Genomic DNA, 17569 nt, shown 5'->3' with positions numbered 1-17569 from the left:
CTCCAAAAATAACCAATTATGTGTATGCTTAATCTAATTTTAACATTTTCAAAACAGTTTATTTTTCTAAAAAAAACAATCTTATTGAAGTACAATTAGTTATAGAATAAAAAAGACCAGTCCGTAATTAGGAGACTGGTCTTTCAATTTAATGAGCTTCTTCTTCTGGATCAGGAGGGAAAAGCTTTTCAGCATCTTTGATGTTTTGCATGCGATCAATAAAATCTTCTAATTGAGAAATTGTTAATTGCTTCGCTATAATCTTTTTGTCTTTATCCAAAACGAAAATTCGTGGAGTAGCATAAATATCATACGTATCATGATAGTTTAAAGCCTCCAAGGTTGTATGCTTGGGAATGAATTTTCTTGGATCTTCTGTTGCCTCTTCAAATAATTTTTTGGTTAATCCAACATTGATAAATGTCAACTTATTATCGCGGATGAATTTCTTCCATTTTTCAAAATCTTCTCCTGTAGCTTTTCCAACTGAGAATATTTCTACGTTTCGAGCTTTGAATTTTTTCTCGTACAAAGTCTGTAATTTTGGAGTCGTTTTTTTACAATGTCCACATTCTGGATCCCAGAAGTAAAGAATGGTATATTCGCTTTTTAAGCTGTAGAAATCTTTCCAGTTCACATCTGTTGTATCACGCAAGCTAATGTTTGGCGGGCGAACACCTTGAACTAAATTCATCTTCACTTTGTTGTCTTCACACAATTCTTTTAATTTTTCTTTGTCCTTCATCCAAAAAGCAATCGAATTTCCAGAAGCATCGTTCTGACAGTAATAGCGATTTACCATGTAAACGTATACTTTGTCCATTCCCATAATGTTTGACTTAGCAAATGCATTTGTGATGTAATCCACAGAATATTTGAATAACTCCGATTTTTTATCGAATTGATCACAGAAAGGGAAGGCAAAAGCCAAAACAGTATCAGGATGTTGAACCAACATGTTTTTTCCAAAGAAATATTCCATTTTTGAACCAAAAACAGATGTATTGACTAAACGATCATCTTTCAAATCGATGTTGTCCCAGTAATGGGCACGGTAATATTTGTATCTGAAGTTTTCATCAATCACTTTTCCGGTTGCATCTTTTGGAGCTTCAGGAACAGGAACATCCATAGACATTTTGATGATTTTAGAAACTAATTTTGTAGGATTGTTTTTTTGTAAATCTGTTTGGTAGGTTGCTACTAATTTGGAAACAGAATCCATTTGTTCCCCCAAACGTTTGTATTGAGTATCTCCTTCTTTGAATTTTTTGCGCTCTTCCGAAAATGCGGTAGCAACTTTTCGTTGTTCTTGTAGGTAATTGATGTAAGCGACAAAAACTTTGTTTTCTTCCGATTTTTTCACTTTCATATTTGAAACGAAATCGGTAGCTGGACCTTTTGTTTCAATATTGATATCTTCGTTGTTGTAAATCACCTCAAAGAATTTTTGACCGGGCATTAAAAGAGCTATAAACCCTGGTTTTAAATCAGGTTTTGCGGTAAATTCCACAACGCCACCTTTCATGATTGCGGTATCTGCATAAAAAAGCTTAGAGCCATAGTATTTCGTCAAGAAAACAGTCGTGTCTTTTGCTCCTTCAACTTTGAATCGCAATTTTTGACTATATCCAAAGCTGGACACAAGTAGTAAAGTAAATACAAGAAGTTGTTTCATGTTTGAGTTTTTATTTAATATCATGACGTAGCAAATTTAATAAAGTCATTGGTTTAACAGAAATTTAACCATTATTCTGTTCGTAAATTCCTTTTCGAGCACTCAAATAGGAAGCTAAGGTAAACAAAGTATAAGCGAATATTAATGCAAGAATACTAAGCCCACTAATGTTGGTATCGATGTACAATCCTCCTGATTCAAATATGGAGTCTAAAATTAGCTTAAATCCAATGAAAGAGCCTAAACCTAATATGCCAATTATTCCAAAAACTTTAGAGAAATACACTGCGAAAGTTCGAATCAATGTTTTTGGATGATGCCCCAAACGCATCAATGTGCGGACTTCGTATAGATTTTTACTTAATAATAGTTGGAGGTATTGAATCAATACTAATCCTGAAAGAAAGACAGCGATAATCGATATGCCAAGTACAATTAGAATTAAAGTTCCGACCATACTTTTTAAGCGTCCAACAACAACTTGAGAATTTTTAGACTCTAAATGACGTTCTTTTAACATTGTTTCAACCAATCCAAATTCATTTTCTTTTCCAGAAATCATAATTTGAGTGATTTTTTGTTCAGCGTCAGGTGCAAAACGGTTATTAGCGTAATTCATAAAACTTTGGGGAACAAGCACAGATGAAACTTCATTTGTAAAACCAATGATTTGACAGGAAATGTATTCTTTCATGGTGTCATTCATCAAGGCAAATTTAAAATGGATATCCATCGCTAATTCATCACTGATTTGAGGCATTCCTTTCGAACTCATAAACATATTCATCATCACCAATAAATCCCGTGGCATTAGAATTGGAACGATAGTGTCTCCTTCTTTCCAATGCCATTTAGTTGATTTGATAGCTAGAAAATCTGGATCTACAGTTTGGATGAAGATGTCTCCTCTAAAGTAAGGAACCATGGTATCTGCAGTTTGTATGGTAATATTAAAGTTATTCGATTCTACTGGTTTCACAGCCAAAATGAAGCTTTTTTTCCTCATTTCTTCGATTTCGTTCATAGAAAAATCAGTTTTTGCAATGTTCAGCGTGTTGAAGCTAGACACTTTCTTTTGAACAATTACGGTATTTGGCCCCAATATTTCAGATCCTTTTCCAAAATCGTTGACTTTAATTAAGTAATGAATGGAGGTAATTAGGAAAGTCATTCCTAGAAATGCTCCGATAACAGCAATAATCAATTGGCGTTTATCTTGGTGTTGAAAGAGTAATTTGCGTAACATGGCTCAGAGCTTTAATTCGTAGTCGTAAGAAAAGCGATTGTCATCATCCAAAGATGTGAGAATAAATCCTGCATTCTGCCGGTTGCATTCTGCATCAATCATGGATAAACAACGCATGCTGTTTTGTTCGTCTAAATGAGAAAAAGGTTCGTCAAGAACAAGCCAATTGAATGGTTGACAAAGTGAGCGAACAATGGCAACGCGCTGTTGCTGCCCCATGGATAACAAACCACACGGATCATTCCATTTATGTCCAATTTCAAGTTGATTGAGCATGGATTTGATTTCTTGTTCTGTTTTGTAATCAGTTAATTGATTTTTGAGCAGCAAATTTTCCGCAACAGTCAATTTATGAAAGAGTTGTAGATCTTGAAAAACGGTTGATATCCTACGTTGACGAATTTCTACCCATTCATCTACAGAAAAGCTTTTGATGTCTTGACCGTCGTAAAGGATTGTACCATCGTAATCTTTTCGAATCCCAAATACAGTCATTGAAAAAGTGGACTTTCCTTTTCCAGAAGATGCATTCAGTAGAATTTTCTTACCTGCTTCAAGTTTTGCTTCATTTCCCCAAATACTATCGACCCCATGTGAAATGGATGCAAGCGGGAAGGGCATAACCTGATTAAATTGAATGTTCATCTTAGTAATTTTTCAAAGCAATTTCAAATATCATTCCAAGTTTTTAACTCCTTACTTTTGAATAGATTGCAAAATTTCAGCAACCATTTCCGAAGTTGATTTTGCTTCTAGCCAAATTGTATCAGGATGTTTCTTGAACCAAGTTAATTGTCTTTTGGCATAATTTCGAGTATGTTGCTTGATTTTATCAGTACAAGTGAGTAAATCAATTGTTCCATCTAAGTAATCGAATACTTCTTTATAGCCAACGGTTTGAAGGGCGGTGAATTTCCGAAATTCCAAAACACTTTTCACTTCATCAATCAAACCTGCCTCAATCATGATATCTACACGTTGATTGATTCGGTCGTATAAAATATCTCTTGGATGATTGATCACAAAACGCTTTACGGCAAAAGGTCTTTGTGGAAGCTCTTTTTTTCTCCATGCTGAAAACGGCTTGCTTGTTGCACGAATGACTTCCAAAGCACGTAAAATTCGCACTGGATTTTGTTTGTCGACTTCTTGGTAGAAATCAAAATCTGTTTCTTTCAATTCTTCTAATAGAGATTCCAATCCTTTTTCTTGGAGTTCTACTCGAAGATTTTCTTGGATTTCGGAATCAGTAGGAATGAGATCGAGTCCAATACACAAAGCGTCAATAAACATTCCTGAACCTCCAGCAAGAATAATGGATGAATGGTGAAAAAGTTCATTTTGAATGAGATTCATTGCTTCAAATTCAAACTGAGCGGCGCTAACAGGATTGGAAATTGAGTGAGAATCTATGAAGTAATGTGGGATACCTTCCATTTCTTCCACTTTTGGCTTTGCTGTTCCGATTGATAATTCTTTGTAAAATTGCCTTGAATCTGCTGAAATAACCACCGTATTTAACGCTTTTGCCAGTGCTACGGAAAGTGCAGTTTTTCCACTTGCAGTTGGACCTTCAATGACTATCAGTTGTTGCATAAGCAAAGTTACGATTTGTCGCTGAACTTAACGTTTAACCAATGTTTTATACGTTTCGTATCGAGAAGTAATTCCGCGCACATAACGAATACAAATGTTTCCCCTGAAAGCACCACTTTTAACCACTTCATCGGTGTAGTAAGCGTGTTTCCCGAGATTCATGACCATTTTCTCTACGTTATCGTTCCAAATGTGTGGATTTAATCCTTGTTTTTCGGCTAATCGTTGCGCATCTAAAATATGTCCAGAACCCGCATTGTAACTTGCTAAAATGAATTTATTGCGTTCTTCTTCGTCTTTTATTCCAACCCAAAGTTTGGTGATTCGAGTCAAATACTTGTAGCCTCCTTGAATTTGAACTTCAGGAGGAGAAGTGGGGTAGACACCGAATTTTGGACCTGTTCCAGGCATGAATTGCATCAAACCATAAGCGCCACCAAATGCTCTTGCATTCGGATTGAATTTACTTTCATGATAAATCAATGCAGCAACCAAACGCCAGTCAATATTGTGTTTAATTCCTTCAGCTTTTAATATCGCATCAAAAGGAGAAATGGTTCCACGTCGTGATTTGAAGTTGACATCACCAGCAATTGAGCCACGAATTTGCTCGAAATACTTGCGCTTGATGTATGAAAAAGCTTCGCGATTCATGAATTTAGACAACCAAATATTCAATCGTTTTTGGAGGATTGGAGATTTTTTATTCAATCCAAAAGCTACATTCTGTTTGAAGGAAATAGGCAAACTAACATCTAGGTTGTCGTAAAAGCGATCGTTGATTTCGGCGATATTTTTTTCAGCAACCGTATAATCGATAACCCCATTGGAAACTTGTTCGATTAACTCTTCAACACCTTCTTGGGATTGTGTAGGACGAATTTGGATTGTATCGCCAATTTCATCTTGCAAATGTATTAAACGCGTATAATAACTGGATTTCTCCCAAACAACTACTTTCTTGTTAGCTAGTTGAATTGGGTCAGAAATGAATGAAACTTTTTGGTCAGCTGTTTCTGGAGACGATTTCCGTTGTATTAGAACCTGATTCGTTTGTAGGAAAGGAGTTGAGAAGTTAATTTCTGCTCTTCTTTCTCGTGTTACAGTGTAATTACAAGCAACAATATCGCCTTCGCCTCTATTTAAAATATCATTAATTTCATCGAGGTTATTGACTATTTTAACTTCTAAAGTTACTCCCAATTCTTCTGCAAATTCTTTCAGGATTTCGTATTCGAACCCCATTTTTTTTCCTTTGTAAATGAAGAAAGAAGTAGAGCTGTTTTCTGCTAAAACGACTAAGCTTCCTCGTTTGTAGATTCCTGGAAGATCAAAATCATGTGCGTCTAATGGTTTCTTACGAGAATCTATTTTTTCGGAGGAACAGGCTGCTAAAAAGAGGCAACTTGTAACAATAAATAAACGAAGAATTCCATTTTTGGTTTTCAGCATAATAATCAAACTTACGAACAAATTACGACAAAATTTATAGAATGGGAGCCATTAAATATTCATTTGCATCTCGCATATACTCATGGAAGCAACTAGTAATTTCGTTCTGAAATCGGTAAAACACCTCGTGTCCTTGCTTTAAAGCATTATCGAATGAAAGTTTATTACTTACCCCTTGACACATTCTATACAGACCTTCTTCGGTAGGGTAGTAACTTAACCAATTTCGTTCAATAAGCGAGTGTATAAATTGCTTAAAATCTGATGGATAAGGAGTATTACTTAAATTGACTTTTGAATAGAAATCAGTTAAAAAAAACTGCAATTCTTGAGGATGATATTGTTTCCAATGAATGGCCAGTAAATGATCGAAGTAGATATCAATGGCAATAGGAGCAACTTTAGGTAACTCAGGTCGAATAAGGTGAATAAGTTCCAATACCGCATGATGATGGTCGATGTAATTATCAATTTTCCGATGAAGTAAAACTCCTTTTTGAATGTATTCCGGATATTCTAAATACTTTTTTCCTTTGGTGAAATCGCCAAATAGATTTGCAACGGCTAATTGAGGATTGTTGTTGGAGAAGTAAATGTGTCCGAGGTAATTCATGTATTTAAAAGTAAGATTATTTTGGCTGATGTAAGTAATCACTAAAATCAATGGGACTATTACATTCTTGAACTTCTTTGAACTTCCATTCTGATAAAATTTCAAGAATCGTTGTTTTTTCATTCTCACTGTAGAATTGAAAATGAAGAACGCTATATTGGCAGATTGAAATAAACGTTTTTGAATTCGGAAATGTTAGATAAATAAGGGGTAAAGCAGTATTACATCGGATCTGCCAAAAAAGATGCGGCATGAATTCGATTACTTCTTGCTCTTTCAATAGAAATCCACCATCAAAAGAATGATCTATTTTTGTAGACAAATAAGTTAGCGCATTTTTCACGGGTAAATAATCATTTTGTTGACTCAACCAAGGAGTATTCCAATCGCCTAAGATAATAACATGTTTTTCTTGGAGTTTTTGTCTTATTTGATCAATTAAACCAGAAACATCCGAAAAATAATCTGAGGTCTTTTTTTTGGAAGAAATGAAAAGCCCAGTTTCAATAAAATTCAATTCAATGGATTCTGAAAATGAGAATTTGTCTCTATTGGTTTCAAAATCATTTAATTGTTCTGCATTTAATTCTTCTGTCAATTCTTTGGTTAGAACAGTTGCTTCTTCGTCATCAATATCCAATAAAAGACGATCCCCTTCTTCATAAAGTTCGGGTAGATAATTCTTTTGCAAACTCAAAATGAATTTGGCGAAATGGGAATTCATTGAAAATAGCTCTTGTCTCGATTTGATCATTATCTACTAGTTAGTCTTTTTTTCTGTATGCTTTATTTCGTAATTGAAGCGAAGAACTTGTCGATTCCATAAAGTTAATGTTTGTTCGGCGACGATTTTTTCGTTGTCCGTATAAACTTTCAATTGATCACGAAAAGATCGGATATATTGAGACCAAAAGTTTCCTTTAGAGTCATTGAGCAAGAAATAAAAACCTGGGTCACCAAATTTTTCTCCAGAGGCATCTAAAATTAGCTCACCATTGTGACCTACACTTGTCGACATGATTACTGTTGCATTTCCTTTTGGTAGCGGGAACACTGCTTTTACACACATTTTCCCAGAGGGTAATTTACAAGTGCTATAAATACCAGAGTAAACGACTTCACCAGTTGATTCAATCGTTCTAAACCAAATTGTGTATTTCACTTTTTTTGTTTTTGAATCTGTGAGAGTGATTATTTCACTTGTTATATTTTCTGGCTGTTTTAAATTTTTTGTAGGAATATTTAGTTGATTAATCCTGCGACTAAATAATTTATTGACGATTACTCCAAAGAATTTAAAAAAAGGATTCCATTTCACAATCAGGTTTAAGTCGTAATTCGCAGTGTTTTCATAGAAGTCAATAACCTTTTCAGAAAGTTGATTTAATTGACTATCCGAAAAATTTAATTGGGTAAATGGAGAAATTAAACCATGTGAAGTTGTATTTCGTTCAATAATTAAATTCTCTGTGTTAGCTAATTGGATCACGAAATCATCTCCAATAGTTCCTAACTCACCAAAAGGTCCAATTAACCAAGGCACATTTTCAGGTTCAATTTTCTGTCCTCTTAAAATGACCCATTGCTGTGTCAACCAATCTATGAAATTTTGTTTGGGATATGCTAAATTCATTTCGTCTTATTAAGATTGGGGATGATGTTTTTACGACCATCCCATTCTCCATATTCGGATATTGGTTTAAAGCGCAATGTTGTGAATTGAATATGAAAATCTTTTCGATTTCTTTCTTTCATTGCATTAGAATGTCGCTTGGGATCTTGAACCTTACTATGTCCATTAACCATATCGGTCATTTCTTTCTGGGTTTTCCAAATAGAAAATGTGGAAACCGTTCGAGGGAGTCGAATGGAGGCTAAAGCTAAAGTAATTCCTGGATGATCACGCACTAATTTTTCAACAGGTCGACCCCAGCGAATAAATCGTGGTACTTGGAAGAGTTTCATTCTAGCAATTGTTACTGCAACCACCGAATCTTCATCGTGAACTTGTTCTATGCTTTCTGCTGGGATAATAAATCCATCCAACTTTCCCCATTGTCTCAAATAGCTCAATCGCGTATGCCAACCTTTTGATAGGGTTTTACCAAGAGGATCATTTTCTAAAAAACGGTCAATAACAGATTCATTTTCCCATTGTGCAAAAACAATTACTCTTCTATTAAAAAAGCGAGACGAAGAGAAAACTTGAGAGCCTAAAGTCATAAAAGTCATGCATTCCATGTGAATCAGGCCTTTTATATTCATTAGTTTAGGCGGAAAGAATGTTATTTGGAGTGCTTTAAAGAACGATGTTTTGACTAAATGATAAGTGAATATACTCATGAGTGAATATTAAAAGAGTTTTAATTTTTGTGGGATTAACTGGTTATTTAACGATTCGCATTATCCTCTTATTCCTGTTGCACCCATTTGTAGTACTTGCCGTCTCTGTAAATAATTCCACCACCACATGATTCCAACTGATGAATGAATATTCCGTCATTTTGAAGAATAACCTTGTCTTCGTCCTTTATTTGTGAATCATCTGCAATAATTTCGCCGCCGTCGACATTACTCCAAATGGTATCTCCCTTGTTTACTTTTTCAAATACCCCAATCCATTCCAAATCGTCGAAACCTTGATGAATGACTTCTTTTCCCATGCCAAGATAATCGATTCGTTTGTTGCCGTAGCTTATTTTTAAACCATACTTTTTATTGATGGTATTTTGGACGATTTTTACCGAATCGAGTAATTTATCACCATCTAAATTACAAATGATGTCCTTGAAATGATGCTTTTTTGATTTTATGATAGTGTCACTTTTGGTGATATTGATTTTTTCATCCACTCGAATTTGAATAGGTTTCTGTTTGAATTCCTTTGGGGTCTGTCCATTATTGCAGGATGAAATCAGTAAAATGATTCCACCAAACAGCACTTGTTTTAGATATAGTCTGTAAATAGTCATATTATTTTTTGTTACGCACGATTTTTACCCAAAATTCCAATGGTTGTTACCATAAAGTATTTCATAAATTATGGCAAATATCACCCAAATCTTGATTGGAAAGCAGAAGATGTAAAGAATGATCCCGAAGATTTTGAAAGCTTTTCTTTCTGGTTTCGTTTCGTACTGTTTTAAAAGTTCCATCGAAATAAAATAGGGAACAAGAGACGTAACAATACTTCCAAGACCTATTCCGACCAGAATACTAATGATTATATAGGAATTAAACTTACTGATTAGCCAAAATGCAGATATTCCTAAAACCAGAGCAATTACAACTAGGTATATCCAACGAAGTTTCTTTCTCATAGTCAGTGACTTTTGAGCATTTCCCAATTTTCTTTACTGATTTCATAGATGAAATTCAATTTTGAAGGTTCTCCAAAATAAGCAATATCTTCTTCACCAATCTTTTCTGCTCCCAAGCGGGTAATTGCTATTTGTGAGCGAAGATTACTTGCTCCGACATGAAAGTGAACTTTCCGCACGAATTGAAAGATATAATCGAGCATCAATTTCTTTACCATTGGATTAAATCCTTTTCCCCAGCAGGAAGTGGCATAAAAGGTATAGCCGATTAGAATAAAATTCTCTATCTCATTGTAATCGTAGTAGCGTGTACATCCAATAATCTTTCCGCTTATTTTCTCTACGATTTTGAAAGCGCCTTTGCTTTGGATTGCTCCGTTGAAGAAATTCTGAAAAACATCTCTTTTCCAACGATCCTTATTCGGATGCTGTTCCCAGATCTTAGGATCTGATGCAACGGCATACAAATCTTCAAAATCACTTTCCTGAAGCGGGTAGAGGATGAGTTGTTTATTTTCTAGAATGGGTTGGATGTTGAAGACCATCTGCAAAAAAAAAGATTTTGTTTTTTCAATTCCCACAGATATACAGATTTTTTTTGCGCTTCTAATAGATAGCACTTCCTTTTTTATAGGAATGCCTTAGCTTCGTTATTTAATCTGTGTATCTGTGGGAAAATAATTTTCATGATATTCTAATACAAAAAACTGTTATTCTTTCCGTAATACAACATTTGCTCAATAAAGTTTTGCTTGTTTTCCAACTTGATGTCTTTTATTTTTCCAGTATGATCCATGATTGGAACAAAAACAGGGTAAACAAATCCGTTGTAAGGAGCGATGTTCAATGGTTTTACACGTTTCAAGACTTCAGCATGTATTTTGGAATCTACTTTTACGCCATAAGTTTCCACCAAGTTTTTACCAGCTTTGTAATCACCTTCAGATTTGATTCTCTGGATTTCACGCAATAATTCTCCAAATAAAACACGTAGTTTTTTGTAGTCTTTGATATCGTAATAGGTTTTTCCGTTGCGTACAATTTTCTCAATCACTTTGTCTTTCAACCCTTTTTCAAAAACCCAAGCACTCACCAATTGACGGTTTTGCATGTGTTCTTCTTCCAGGTTTTGCCCCATTTCTAAGCGTTGCAATTGCGTTAATAGTCCATTTCGGATATATCCGTCGTATTCTGCTTTCCCAACTTCTAATGATTCGATTAAACCCAAATCAACCATTTTTTGATCCATGATGTAGTATAAACCAACCAAATCTGCACGTGCTTCTTCCAAGGTAGAAGCATAGTTTTCTAAAGTTTCGGACGGTTGACCAACACCTTTGTTGAGTTGTCCGCTGGCATGACCAAGAACTTCGTGCAATGCTGTATGCATTTTTCCTGCTAAAGATCCATATTTGTTCGCTCGGTTAATTTCTTCTTGGTCGTTTGCAAATTCTTCAACAACCTCGGGGCCTCCAGCTTTATTATAAGCATCAATAATATTACCTAATGAAACCGATTTTGAGCCATGTACATCACGAATCCAGTTGTTATTTGGTAAATTCACACCAATTGGAGTAGAAGGAGCAGATTCCCCAGATTCGTTAGCAACCTCAACCACTTTATAGGAAACACCCACCACTTTCTTTTTCTTGTGCTCGGGCATCAATGGAGAATTGTCTTCGAACCATTGTGCGTTTTTAGCAACGACTGACATACGTTTGGAAGCTTCAAAATCGTTGATCTGAACCATTGACTCATAATTTGCTCTTTTACCTAATGCATCACCATATACTTCAATAAATCCATTAATCCAGTCAATATCGCCTTTTGTGGAAGTGGCCCAAAGTATATTGTATTCGTCCCATTTCTTGAGACTTCCCGTTTTATAGAAGTCAATTAACACTTTTAATGCTTTCGCTTGTTGATCATTTTCAGCAACTTTCACTGCTTTTTTTAACCAAAAAATAATCTGATCGATAGCTAATCCGTATTTTCCTTTACTTTTCCAAACATCTTCCACCAATTTTCCCTTTTCAAGAATCAATGTAGAGTTCAATCCCAATTCAATCGGTTCAGGATCATTTAAATCTTGTTTGGACTTGTAAAAATCTTCCACCATTTTTTGGGTAACTCCCTCACCATAGAAATTGTTTGCTGAAGCAACAATCATATCTACATCTGGATTTTTTACTTTTCGTTTTTTCTCCAATTCTGGATCAAAAATAGCGGCAAGTGCTTCTGGACTTAGATTGTGTTCACCTGCTTTCATTAACTTTTCAAAGTATGCTTGACTAAAATTCGGTTTGATTTTGTCCATGCTGTAATGATGGTGAATCCCGTTTGAAAAGAATACTTGTTTACTCCAAGTGTCGAATTTTCCCCATTCTGAAGTAGTTTTATCACCTGTATATTTTTCATGAATACTTTCTAAAGCTCTCCGGATTTCTAGATTGAATCGGTTATTTTGATCGTAATTGATATCTCTACCAGCCAATCCTGCTTGAGAAAGATAATACACCAATTCCTTTTGCTTTATCGACAATTTATCCCAGCTAGGAACTTCAAAACGAAGGATTTGTACATCGGCAAATCGTTCTACTTTTGTTTCATGAGACTGTGTTATTTGCTCATTTTCTGTTGGTTCTTTTTTTTCTCCACATGCAGCAGATAGTGCTACGAGAGAAGAGAATGCTAGTATATTTTGTATTTTCATCTGGTCTATTATCTGTTTTGAAGATAGCTAAAAAAAATGGAATAGGGAATCTTGTTTGAATTTGAGTATCGAAACTTGGTTTGTTTTTCTTTTCTTTGAAGAAGTAATGAATGGAGAGTTTTGAATAATAAACGAAAATGGGGGTATCAGATAATAGTTGGAGTATTTCTACTTGCAGTATTTATATCGTGCAATAAACCAAAGAGAATCCCGATTGATCGTTTAAGAATTGTGATGCTTGGAGATAGTGAAACTCGACGAATCAATCATTACTGGGGAGTTGATACGAATTGGAATACGCTAACAGGTTACAAACATATTTTTAATTTTGGATTTGATGGATGTAGAACTAAGGAGTTGCTTCATGAAAATCCAGATTCGCTTGCGCCAGTTCAAGTAGCTTTGAAGAAAAAACCACATATTATTTTTTTAATGATTGGAATCAATGACATTAGTCAATCGGTTCCATTAACTGAAACGCTTTCGAATATTCGCGAGATAATTGATACCATTCAAGCCCACAAAGTGGAGTTAGTGATTCAATCGGTTATCCCTACAGCAAACTACTACGATACGTTGTATGGTGGGTTTTCTAAAAATGGTATTGTTGCTGCTCGTGTTCAGAAAATGAATAATCGGCTAAAAAATATTTGTCGTGAGAATAAAATTGAATTTTTAGATGTAAGGCCAGGTATGTTACTTTCGAATACATATCTAAAAAAGGAGTTGACGATGGATGGAATTCATCTGAACTATTGGGGTTATGTGATTTGGAAAAATCATTTGAAGGAATTTTTAAGGAAATATTACGAATAGTATCCCCGTTTAAATTCAAAATAGTTCGCTCGTCACAATCAAATTTACACTACTTGATAAAATTCGCACATTTACAGCGAAAATAAAACTAACGAAATCGAATTTTATGAAAACAAAACTACTACTACTAATTTTAGTTTTTATGTCGGGCTATAGTTTTTCACAGAACTTTCCAGTTGGGCGAAGAACAATTACATTTAATGATCCATCGAGGACTGGTGGATTTGGTTCAGGTGGGGGAGCTGGACGTCAAATTCAAAGTGAAATCTATTACCCTGCAACAGTTGCTGGAACAGATGTAACTATTGCCACAGGACAATTTCCTTATATTGTATTTGGTCATGGCTTTGTAATGAGTTGGGATGCTTACCAAAATATCATTGATCATTATGTTCCTCTGGGATATGTTTTGGTGTTTCCGCGAACAGAAGGAGGAATATCCCCAGTTCACCAAGATTTCGCATTGGATTTATCCATTGTTGGTACTAAAATGGCGGCACTAGGGAATGATGCTTCTTCTTTTTTCTATCAGGCATGGAATGGAAAAAAGGCCGTTATGGGCCATTCAATGGGAGGAGGGTCATCCTTTTTAGCAGCAGCTCAAAATACAGCGAATTTTGATATTCTTGTGGGTTTAGCTCCTGCAGAAACAAATCCATCCGCAATAAATGTAAGTTCGGAAATTCAGATTCCAACCATCATTTTTTCAGGAACAGCAGATGCTGTAACTGCTCCAGCTACCAATCATAAGCCTATGTATGATAGCGTTTCCAATGTGTGCAAGCATTTTATTTCAATCACTGGTGGAGGACATTGCTACTTCGCTAATTCAAGTACTACGTGTGATTTTGGTGAGTCGGCTTCTGGGGGATCGATAACAATTACACGTGCTGTTCAACACGATATTACTTTTGATGCACTTGATCCTTATTTGAAGTTTTATCTGATGAAAGATTGTCCGAGTTGGCCAATTTTCATTACTCAAAGAGATACAGATACTCGAATCCAGCAGGAGGCTTCTTGTACTTATTCTTTACCAACTAATCCAACAATCACACAAAATGGATCTGTTTTGAGTATTCCTTCAACTTCACTAAGTATATCTTGGTTTCTAAATGGGAATGAATTGCAAGGTGAAACTGGACCAACCATTGACGTACAAGGATATGGTGGTGGAATGTTTGAAGTTCGTTTAACAGATAGTTTTGGATGTTACGGAAGTGCAGATCAGGGAGTGACTGTTGGTCTAGAGGAGAAGACATCATTTTATTTCTCCATTTATCCGAATCCGACCAACGGAATAATTACTGTTCAAACGAATACTTCCAACAAACAGATTCTGGAATTATCGGATATTGAAGGACGAATAATTAACCAGTTTGAAGTTCAATTGAAATCAGAATTGTCTCTTGAGAATTTGGATAGCGGAACTTATTTCATTCGATTGAAAGATTCAAATCAAGTCCAACGAATTATTAAACAATAGAATAGTGAGTCCGTCTTTTTGGCGGATTCTTTTTTTTATTTATTATTAAGATGGCATATCAGTATTCTGAGTTAAAACCAGCTCAGAATGACAGATAGACATGTGTCTATTTGTCCAGTGAAATCAATGATTTACAACGGGTTTTAATCGTGAGAGATGTAACATTCTCCTGCCAAAATAGAAACTGGAATGGTATTTTCTTTTGGAACAATCGGACACGAATAACGATCTGAATAAGCACAATAAGGATGGTAAGAAGTATTGAAATCAATCGTCACTTTTTTAGCTTTCTTATGGAAGTAACAGTCTAAATATTTTCCTGCTCCATACGTTGAAATAGCCGTTGTACCATCTTTGAATGGAACGAAGTAGTAGTTCTTGTACTCCTTTTTCCCCGTAAGTTCGAGATTTTGATATACATTCAGTTTGCACAATGTATCATTTACTTTGAAAGAAAGAGTCCCAACTTTTCGGTAGTAAACAGTTCGTTCTTTCGACATGGGCATTACAAAAGCGGGACCTATTTCTTTGGTGAAATCTGCTTCAATAATCCACGAAGTATCAATGGGAAAGAAACAAATTTCAGGATGTATTTTCCGCTCTTCTTCATCCAAAACCTGTGAAAGGAATTCTTTTTCGTGTTTTTGACGTTCCAGTTGAAGACTGTCAGCGTATTTGTTTTGAGCAAATGAAGTGCTGATGGAAATCAATCCTATAAAAACGAGTCCGATTATTCTCATCTGCTACCAAATAATGAACTTCCAACACGAATCATGGTACTTCCTTCATCAATGGCTAATTTGTAATCTCCACTCATCCCCATAGAAATGACTTTGAAATCTGGATTGTATTTAAAGTAATTGCTTTTGATGATTGCAAAGTAGTTATGTAGATTTCGAAATTCATCTTGAATTTGTTCTTGATTTTCAACAAAACTTGCCATTCCCATCAATCCTGTAATTGAAACGTGATTCATTTCAATAAATTCCTTGTTTTGAAGCAATTCTTCCACTTCTTCAAACGAAAAGCCAAATTTGGTTTCTTCTTGAGCAATGTGAAATTGAAGCAAGCAGGGAATGATTCGGTTGTTTTTTTCTCCTTGCTTATTGATCTCTTGAAGGAGTTTAAAACTATCCACAGAATGAATCAATGAAACAAAAGGAGCGATAAATTTCACTTTATTGGTTTGTAGATGCCCAATTAAATGCCATTCGATGTCTTTTGGAAGAACTTCCCATTTATCGACTAATTCCTGTACTTTATTTTCACCAAAAACACGCTGTCCAGCATCGTAAGCTTCTTGAACTAAAGCAGCAGGTTTCGTTTTTGAAACAGCTACTAAAACAACATCTTTTGGGATTTCTTGTTTTAATTGGGTTAATCGATCTGCTAAAGACATGGTTATTCGTTGATATTGTAGATTGTGAGTCCGCTGCGCATTTTAGGTTCCACCCAAGTTGATTTTGGAGGCATGATTCCACCTTGATCAGCAACTTCTTTTACTTCATTAATTGACACAGGAAAGAGAAGGAATCCAACTTTAAAATCGTTTTTCTTTACTAAATCAACTACTTTTTTCAAATCTTTCGTTCCTGGAACAAAATCAATATCCTTACTCGTTTTTAAGTCCTCAATCCCCAAAATAGGAGACAGGATATAATCGGTAAGGATTTGAGCATCTAGTTGTTTAACGGTGTTTTTTTCGATTGAAATAGTATTCTTTACTTTGAATGAATAAGCCGATTTACCTAATAAACAGACAATTTCGTGTCTTTGAAGTGGTTTTCGGGCTTTCTTCAATTCTTCAATTTCGAAATGTGCTTCGCATGCTTGCAAAAAACTCTTGGGAGTTAATCCATTCAAATGTTTTACCAAGCGCTGAAATTCAAGGATCTCTAATTTTTGTTCATCAATCAAATAAGCCAAGAAATAATCCTGATTAGGAAATTGAGCCTGCTTGTTTTTGATGATTGTATCTTTTAGTCGGGCAGAGGAAGCCGAACGGTGATGTCCATCTGCAATGTATAATTGGTTTAAATTGGCATAAATAGCAATCAACTTTGAATCTTTTTGAGCATCAATCACCCACAATTCATGTTTGATTTTATCGGTAGTTGAAAACTCGTATTCAGGACGTACTTTGGTTACTTTATCGAAGTATTTATCTAATTCGGGCAAATGGGTGTGAGCCAATAAAACGGGTTCAGCATTGAATCCTGTGGTATTCAAATAATTGGTAAACATGGATTCACGCGAAGTAATCGTTGCTTCATGTTTTTTGATCAAATCGTCCTTGTATTCTTCAATACTTACACCTGCAATGACTCCAGTAAATTGATGTGCCCCTTTCGTTTGGCGATAGATGTAAAAAGACTCTTCGGTGTCTTGAATCAAAATTCCTTGTTCAATAAACGAATCATATCTTGATTTTACGGCTTCAAATCGTTCTACTGAGTTCGCTTTTGAGTGATGTTCTTTGTCGCCTTCTGGGTGAATGATATGTAGAAAAGTATACGGATTTTCATCCAACTTTGCACGCAAAATATGCTTCCGATAAGCCGCCAAAGGTCGTGTTGAAACCAATTGAGCTTTATCTCTCGTTGGACGAATTGCCTTAAAAGGGTGAATGATCGACATTATTTTGAAAGA

At 35.3% G+C, this 17569-nt stretch carries 17 protein-coding genes; 2 read left to right on the top strand and 15 right to left on the bottom strand.

From position 1 onward, the window contains the following. Positions 1 to 148 precede the first annotated feature (148 nt). The 12 genes from FLUTA_RS18050 to FLUTA_RS17990 form a co-directional block, all read right to left on the bottom strand. Positions 149 to 1678 carry a thioredoxin-like domain-containing protein gene (locus tag FLUTA_RS18050; RefSeq protein ID WP_013688349.1) on the bottom strand — a complete coding sequence of 510 codons (1530 nt, stop codon included), beginning with the start codon at positions 1676 to 1678 and terminating at the stop codon, positions 149 to 151. A gap of 64 nt (positions 1679 to 1742) precedes the next feature. Beyond that, the gene (locus tag FLUTA_RS18045) at positions 1743 to 2924 is read right to left on the bottom strand and encodes an FtsX-like permease family protein (protein ID WP_013688348.1); all 1182 of its coding nucleotides are present in this window, start codon (positions 2922 to 2924) and stop codon (positions 1743 to 1745) included. A 3-nt stretch (positions 2925 to 2927) separates the two neighbouring features. After that, a complete protein-coding gene (locus tag FLUTA_RS18040) occupies positions 2928 to 3569 on the bottom strand; it encodes an ATP-binding cassette domain-containing protein (protein ID WP_013688347.1) in 642 nt (213 codons plus the stop codon). A 51-nt stretch (positions 3570 to 3620) separates the two neighbouring features. Continuing rightward, entirely contained in the window at positions 3621 to 4520 is a 900-nt protein-coding gene (gene miaA / locus FLUTA_RS18035) for a tRNA (adenosine(37)-N6)-dimethylallyltransferase MiaA (RefSeq protein WP_013688346.1), read from the bottom strand. Between the two features lie 27 nt (positions 4521 to 4547). After that, positions 4548 to 5972, bottom strand: coding sequence for an MltF family protein (locus FLUTA_RS18030; RefSeq protein WP_013688345.1), 1425 nt, complete (start codon positions 5970 to 5972; stop codon positions 4548 to 4550). 34 nt (positions 5973 to 6006) lie between these two features. Further along, positions 6007 to 6585, bottom strand: a complete 579-nt coding sequence (locus tag FLUTA_RS21020; RefSeq protein WP_013688344.1) for an acyl carrier protein phosphodiesterase — start codon at positions 6583 to 6585, stop codon at positions 6007 to 6009. A gap of 16 nt (positions 6586 to 6601) precedes the next feature. Then, positions 6602 to 7339, bottom strand: a complete 738-nt coding sequence (locus tag FLUTA_RS18020) for a hypothetical protein (protein ID WP_013688343.1) — start codon at positions 7337 to 7339, stop codon at positions 6602 to 6604. Between the two features lie 6 nt (positions 7340 to 7345). Then, positions 7346 to 8218, bottom strand: a complete 873-nt coding sequence (locus FLUTA_RS18015) for a hypothetical protein (protein WP_013688342.1) — start codon at positions 8216 to 8218, stop codon at positions 7346 to 7348. Further along, a complete protein-coding gene (locus FLUTA_RS18010; RefSeq protein WP_013688341.1) occupies positions 8215 to 8928 on the bottom strand; it encodes a hypothetical protein in 714 nt (237 codons plus the stop codon). Before FLUTA_RS18010 ends, FLUTA_RS18015 begins: the two co-directional genes overlap by 4 nt. A gap of 68 nt (positions 8929 to 8996) precedes the next feature. Beyond that, positions 8997 to 9557: a hypothetical protein gene (locus tag FLUTA_RS18005; protein WP_013688340.1), complete on the bottom strand. Its 561-nt coding sequence runs from the start codon at positions 9555 to 9557 to the stop codon at positions 8997 to 8999. A gap of 350 nt (positions 9558 to 9907) precedes the next feature. Beyond that, positions 9908 to 10450: a GNAT family N-acetyltransferase gene (locus tag FLUTA_RS17995; protein WP_043023926.1), complete on the bottom strand. Its 543-nt coding sequence runs from the start codon at positions 10448 to 10450 to the stop codon at positions 9908 to 9910. A gap of 149 nt (positions 10451 to 10599) precedes the next feature. After that, positions 10600 to 12618 (bottom strand): dipeptidyl-peptidase 3 family protein, encoded by a 2019-nt coding sequence (locus FLUTA_RS17990; RefSeq protein WP_013688337.1) that lies wholly within the window; start codon positions 12616 to 12618, stop codon positions 10600 to 10602. A gap of 120 nt (positions 12619 to 12738) precedes the next feature. Here FLUTA_RS17990 and FLUTA_RS17985 point away from each other — a divergent pair, with 120 nt between their 5' ends. Then, a complete protein-coding gene (locus tag FLUTA_RS17985) occupies positions 12739 to 13434 on the top strand; it encodes a GDSL-type esterase/lipase family protein (protein WP_013688336.1) in 696 nt (231 codons plus the stop codon). Between the two features lie 106 nt (positions 13435 to 13540). After that, a complete protein-coding gene (locus FLUTA_RS17980; RefSeq protein ID WP_083800582.1) occupies positions 13541 to 14920 on the top strand; it encodes a poly(ethylene terephthalate) hydrolase family protein in 1380 nt (459 codons plus the stop codon). Between the two features lie 143 nt (positions 14921 to 15063). Here the strand turns inward: FLUTA_RS17980 and FLUTA_RS17975 are convergent, their stop codons facing one another. The 3 genes from FLUTA_RS17975 to FLUTA_RS17965 are packed head-to-tail and all read right to left on the bottom strand — an operon-like array spanning position 15064 to position 17557. Beyond that, positions 15064 to 15660, bottom strand: a complete 597-nt coding sequence (locus tag FLUTA_RS17975) for a DUF1684 domain-containing protein (RefSeq protein WP_013688334.1) — start codon at positions 15658 to 15660, stop codon at positions 15064 to 15066. Next, complete coding sequence (locus tag FLUTA_RS17970; protein ID WP_013688333.1) at positions 15657 to 16319, bottom strand: YggS family pyridoxal phosphate-dependent enzyme; 663 nt, start codon at positions 16317 to 16319, stop codon at positions 15657 to 15659. Before FLUTA_RS17970 ends, FLUTA_RS17975 begins: the two co-directional genes overlap by 4 nt. Before the next feature lie 2 nt (positions 16320 to 16321). Beyond that, positions 16322 to 17557 carry a DUF1015 domain-containing protein gene (locus FLUTA_RS17965; protein ID WP_013688332.1) on the bottom strand — a complete coding sequence of 412 codons (1236 nt, stop codon included), beginning with the start codon at positions 17555 to 17557 and terminating at the stop codon, positions 16322 to 16324. Positions 17558 to 17569: the final 12 nt, after the last annotated feature.

The sequence above is a fragment of the Fluviicola taffensis DSM 16823 genome, from assembly GCF_000194605.1.
Lineage (GTDB): Bacteria > Bacteroidota > Bacteroidia > Flavobacteriales_D > Crocinitomicaceae > Fluviicola > Fluviicola taffensis.
This window is presented reverse-complemented; position numbering and strand designations above follow the sequence as displayed.